Here is a 4,788-nt window from a genome sequence, read left to right as displayed (position 1 = left end):
GTCAAAGTTTTGGGACTTTGACAGAGTTTATGATTTATCGCCTACCCTCAAGTTTAAGGAGTTTTTCTCCATTTGCTATGAAAAGAGCTGCTATTTGTTGAGCTCCGTAGGTATTGAAATGATTGGTGTCGTACATTATTGGTTTTCCTGCTATACAACCATCATTAGGGATGTAATGAGAAAGGTCTATTATATGGAGGGTAGGGAATTCGGTTTTTAGGGTGGAGGCAAATCTTTCCCAACGTTTGTAATTTTTCTTGTATTTTTCTCCTCTAAGAGAGGTAAAGTATTGGATTCCTAGTTGCTTTTTGAGCTTTTGGTTTCTTTGAACATCATAATCAAAATTAGCTGATGAGTTTAGCACATAAACGTCTTTTCCTGCAGCTAACAAGGTGCGTATAGTAGCGATGAACTTTTGTGTATATGCAGGGATATTTTCTCTATCGGTAGTATATGAGTTTACTAAAAAGATAACATTGTACTGGAGGTAGTGTTCTTGCAAGTAATCAAGTGCCTTTTGGCATTCGGGTGAAGGTTTCCAACCTTGAGTGTTTAATAACGATGGACAAGCTCCTGCTGATAGGACATCGGCTTTCCAACCTTCTTTTTTACCTACTATATCTATGAAAGGGGATAAATGAGAGGTATGGCTATCGCCTACAAAAAGGATTTTTTTAGGATAAAGACTTTTCGTATCACCTAATGTTTGCAAGGTATCTTTTGAAGTAGTACATTTTTCACACACTACTGGTGGAAAGTGTGATGAAGTTTTTTGAAGCTCAGGAATTTTTGCTTGATACAGACTGTAACTAATAGCTATCACTACTGTAAGAGGCAATAGGTATAAATACAAAAAGCTCTTCTTGAAAGTGTATTTTTTCTTTCTAAAAGGTTGTTCTACAAAATAATAGGTGATTATTGAAAGTAAGAACATTAGTATAAAAGCCCCTAAAGCGACCCCAAAAGGTAAGTCGCCTACTCCTAAAAAATACCTACACATTGCTAATACAACCCAATGCCATAAGTATAGAGAATACGAGAGTTTTCCTATCCACACTATAGGTGGTATTGAAAATAGTTTTTTCACATAGCTTCCTTTTTCATTAGCTACAATTAGTAGCGCTGTAGGGACACACAACAAGAGTGAAGTTACCCCTGGGAAATAAGGAGGAACAAAAATGCCTTTGATACACAAGCAAGCTATGACTATTACCAAAGTGCTACTACCTAATATATTAGACATTTGCACTGACAAATGATTACCTTTTAAGCACAAGATTACAGCCAGCAATGAGCCTGTGAGCAACTCTATCATTCGCAAATGAGGGAGGTAGTAGGCGTCTAAGTGTATGCCTATTTTCTCTAATGGTAAGAAGGAGAGGCATAGCAAGAAAAACATTGTAGAGAGTAATACAGCTATGATATGTTTTCTGAGGAACTTACTTTTAAACACTAACCACAACAATAGAGGAAAAATGAAATAGAATTGTTCTTCTACAGATAGTGACCATATATGATTGAAGGGGCGTTCTTCGGTAGATATATCAAAATAGCCTCCTACTCTTGCAAAATAGAAGTTAGACAGAAAGAAAACAGAAGCTACTGCACTGTTGGCAACGCTATAAAAATCTTTGGTTAAGAAGAGCCATCGTGTGAGCAATAACCCTACAACTATCACTACAAAACAAACAGGAAGAATTCGCCTGATGCGCCTATTGTAGAAATTGGCAAACGAAAAGTTGTTTTGCTCCATCTCACGGTAGAGAATAGTGGTAATGAGAAAACCTGAAATAACGAAAAAGATATCTACCCCCAAAAAGCCATTGGGCAAGAGCGTTGGACTTAAATGAAATAATACAACGGCTAAAACCGCTAAAGCGCGAAGTCCATCGATGTCGGGGCGATAAGTATTCTTTTTCAGCATAGTAAGTTTTTAGTCCTTTTCTAAGATTTGTTTTAAGGTTTCTCGATTGATTTTCTTTCTTTCCTTATCGAAAAACCAACCGTACTTATTGAAGTAATAAATAGCGGATTTGATATGGGATTTGAGGAGTTTGATATTTTTATAGGATGCTTTTTGATATTCGTGTACAACAACAGCTTCGGGGAAGAAGATGGTTTTGTAGGCACGATGGATACGACGGTTGAGGTCGAAATCTTCCATATACATAAAAAAGTGCTCATCAAATAATCCTACATTCTCAAGGGCTTCGGTGCGCAAGAACATAAAACACCCCGAAAGGATGGGGATGTTCATCGTTTTGCTATAACTAAAGGCGTGTAACTCAAAACGTTTGTTGCTTTTATCTCTCCACTTTTTGAAAGGGATGAAACGCCTAAAAATAAGGTCGAGAGGGGAAGGTAGGAGTTTGCAAAGGTATTGCAATTGACCATCGGGATAGATGATTTTGGGCATTATATTGCCTACCTCGGGGTGCTCATTCATATAATGAGTGAGTTTTTCTAAGGTGCCTTTTTGTATGACAATATCAGGATTTAAGACTATGTGATAGGGCAGCCCTTGCTCCATAGATTTTTTGATAGCAATATTATGAGCTTTGCCATACCCCATATTCTCGTTGTTGAAAATATAGTGTATTTCCTTATCGGGGTACATCGTTACAAGGCTTTTGAGCTCATCGGTAGGTGAGTTGTCGACAAGGAATAGCTGTAGCTGCTGGGTTTGGCAAGCGAAGTAGCTATCGATTGCTTTTTTTAAAGGGGTGAGGTCGGTTTGATATAACACTATAGAGGCAGAGAGTTTCATTCCGATAATTTTTTAATGACGTCTAAATATTGGTACTCATAAGTAGTGTCAGGTTCTAAATAAGCGCCTTCCGACCATTCATTCCAAGCATTGATGAATACAAATTCATTTCCTTTGGCAGCTTCGATAAGAGAGAGTTCTTTTAAAAAGTGTTCAAAATTAGCAGGAGTAGCATTTACAAAGAATTTAGAGCGATTTTTGTATCGGGGAGTGTTATCCCAATCTACAATAATTGATTGATAGGTTTTATCTTGGGTTTGTTGTGCTAAGGCTAAGAGGGCTTCACCAAAAGCTACGTAGTCTACTTTTTGGCTTTTTTCCATTTTAAATTTGAGTCGGCCTATCCAGAATTGCATTTTTTCAGGCAAACGTCTGAGTTTTTTTTCTATTGCGGATACCCACGATTTGCGTTGGAAGAACTTTTTGTTGAACAAATAGCGAGGTTGAAAGAGCATTTTGGCTTGGAAGCTGCTATACACTTCGTCTTCTCTATCGAGGTCATAGGATTTCATTCCGATAAAATAGATGCCTTCAAAACCATTTTCACGAGCTTTTTGGTTGAAGAAGTTCATCCATTGGGTTTGATGTTTATTGAGTTCGGGGCGATAGATGCAAAACACAGGTTTTTGGTCTATGGTAATATAACGAGGGTCTTTGAAAAAAGGTAACAAATAATCAAAATGTTGTTGCCAAAGATCTTTATCATTTAAATGTTTTTGTTCCATCAGTATTTCGGAGCTACCGATCCACTGTTTTGTCCAAGTTTCGTTTGCCCAAGTGATACAGAAGTTGAGGTCGTTGTTAGGATTTGCTAAAAACAATTCCATAGGTTTGCCTAACAATAGCTTGCCATCAAACCAATAGTGATAGAAATTGAAGCCTGCTAAGCCGTATTTTTTTGCCAATTGGGTTTGCCAAGCAATTACCTCAGCTTCAGTAAGGTTGTAGTAGTTGTTGTTTAAAGGGATTCGGGGTTGTCGTTGTTCTTCGGCATATTGTTGGGCGGCTTGTACCAATTCCCAATCGGTAAATTGGTGTCCCCACCATTGGTTGTTTTCTTCTATGGAGTGAAACTGAGGGAAATAGAAGGCTATATATTTCATTGTAGTGTTCTTTTAAGTTTGTTGTATATTTTTATTATTACATATTTTATTCCCAAATACTTATAGAGTATAGAAAGGAAATCACTTTTAAATTGTACATCTTTCACTTGGGTAGAAATTCCATCGTTGCTATATACGGCTATGGTGAGTTCTACGTATTCAAATTTGTATTTTGACCAGAGTTTTAGGTTTAACTCATAATCGGCTAATAACTTGTATTTTAGATTGTACGGGTGTTGTTCTACTATTTTCTTAGGATAGAAAATTGCTTGGTGACATATATTTTGTTCTATGAGTTTGGCGGTTGTAAACGCGCCGTCGTATAGTGTTTGTGTGTTTTTTAAAAGTACATTGCCGTAATAGATGGTATTCTCGTTTTGCAATATTGGGGTTATTTGGTTTATAGTGAAGGTAATTTCATCATCGGCGCCTAAGAAATAGAGAAATTTTCCTTGAGCGAGTGCAATCCCCTTGTTCATTGCATCGTAAATTCCTTTATCTTTTTCAGAAATCCATCTCAATTGAGGGATTTTAGAACTAAAACTCTCTACAATAGTTAGGGTTTCATCGGTAGATTTACCATCTACGACTACCACTTCGCAGTGATGATTTTCCCCTAATTGTTGCTGTATAAGAGAAAGGCAGTGAGCTATATGCGAAGCCGAATTATATGTGGGGATGATGATAGAGAGTAGCATCAGGACGATGAATGTTTAGTGTTTGAAGCGCGAAGATACAAAAAATATTGTAAACGTTGTCGTTTTTAGTGAAAAATGAATAGTGAAAAGTTTTGAAGGTGTTTTAAAAAAAGCTCTATTTGTGTGGGTGTTTGCGAAACACCTCTACATAACACAATTCAAATATAAGCGTGAAACTTTGGCTAATTAACGTGAGTTCAGCATAAGTAATTATTTAACA

General features: G+C 36.9%; 4 protein-coding genes. All 4 read right to left on the bottom strand.

Annotation, left to right across the window (positions count from 1 at the left end):
* Positions 1–34: 34 nt before the first annotated feature.
* From HMPREF9073_RS03785 to HMPREF9073_RS03770, 4 genes are read right to left on the bottom strand one after another with little or no spacing between them, the layout of a single operon-like run.
* Positions 35–1,924 carry an acyltransferase family protein gene (locus HMPREF9073_RS03785; protein WP_009412671.1) on the bottom strand — a complete coding sequence of 630 codons (1,890 nt, stop codon included), beginning with the start codon at positions 1,922–1,924 and terminating at the stop codon, positions 35–37.
* Between the two features lie 9 nt (positions 1,925–1,933).
* On the bottom strand, positions 1,934–2,767 hold the full coding sequence (locus HMPREF9073_RS03780) for a glycosyltransferase family 2 protein (protein ID WP_009412670.1): 834 nt from the start codon (positions 2,765–2,767) through the stop codon (positions 1,934–1,936).
* Positions 2,764–3,870: a glycoside hydrolase family 99-like domain-containing protein gene (locus HMPREF9073_RS03775; protein WP_009412669.1), complete on the bottom strand. Its 1,107-nt coding sequence runs from the start codon at positions 3,868–3,870 to the stop codon at positions 2,764–2,766. Before HMPREF9073_RS03775 ends, HMPREF9073_RS03780 begins: the two co-directional genes overlap by 4 nt.
* Positions 3,867–4,568, bottom strand: a complete 702-nt coding sequence (locus HMPREF9073_RS03770) for a glycosyltransferase (protein WP_009412668.1) — start codon at positions 4,566–4,568, stop codon at positions 3,867–3,869. Before HMPREF9073_RS03770 ends, HMPREF9073_RS03775 begins: the two co-directional genes overlap by 4 nt.
* Between the last annotated feature and the right edge of the window lie 220 nt (positions 4,569–4,788).

This window comes from Capnocytophaga sp. oral taxon 326 str. F0382 (genome assembly GCF_000318295.1).
GTDB classification, from domain to species: Bacteria; Bacteroidota; Bacteroidia; order Flavobacteriales; family Flavobacteriaceae; genus Capnocytophaga; species Capnocytophaga periodontitidis.
Note: the sequence above shows the minus strand (reverse complement) of the source record. Positions and strands in the feature narration are given on the sequence as shown.

Coding starts and splice junctions, on each gene's coding strand:
- HMPREF9073_RS03785 (WP_009412671.1), bottom strand. CDS start 1,924: ATGCTGAAAAAGAATACTTATCGCCCCGACATCGATGGACTTCGCGCT.
- HMPREF9073_RS03780 (WP_009412670.1), bottom strand. CDS start 2,767: ATGAAACTCTCTGCCTCTATAGTGTTATATCAAACCGACCTCACCCCT.
- HMPREF9073_RS03775 (WP_009412669.1), bottom strand. CDS start 3,870: ATGAAATATATAGCCTTCTATTTCCCTCAGTTTCACTCCATAGAAGAA.
- HMPREF9073_RS03770 (WP_009412668.1), bottom strand. CDS start 4,568: ATGCTACTCTCTATCATCATCCCCACATATAATTCGGCTTCGCATATA.